General features: G+C 45.0%; 1 protein-coding gene. It reads left to right on the top strand.

The window, feature by feature from the left end:
* Positions 1-61: 61 nt before the first annotated feature.
* Positions 62-349, top strand: a 288-nt coding sequence (locus tag B4J23_RS03965; RefSeq protein WP_291358806.1) for a Phenylacetic acid catabolic protein, incomplete at its 3' end; no start/stop codon positions are given.

Genomic DNA, 349 nt, shown 5'->3' on the forward strand with positions numbered 1-349 from the left:
GATTTTATATTTGTATCGTTTTAATTTGAGTGTATCAGCACTTGGGATAAGTGAGACAAACATGAATAAGCAACAACAAACATTCGATCAGAAGATAGAGCAGGACATTTCTATTGAAGCGAAGGACTGGATGCCGGATGCCTATAGAAAGACCCTGATCCGCCAGATTGGCCAGCATGGACATTCAGAAGTAATTGGCATGCTGCCAGAAGGCAACTGGATTACCCGCGCACCGACTTTGAAACGTAAAGCGGTATTGCTGGCTAAAGTACAAGATGAAGCAGGACATGGCCTGTACCTGTACAGTGCAGCAGAAACGCTTGGTGCAGACCGTGATGACATGATGGAA

The sequence above is a fragment of the Acinetobacter sp. UBA3025 genome, assembly GCF_002367915.1.
Classification (GTDB): Bacteria; Pseudomonadota; Gammaproteobacteria; order Pseudomonadales; family Moraxellaceae; genus Acinetobacter.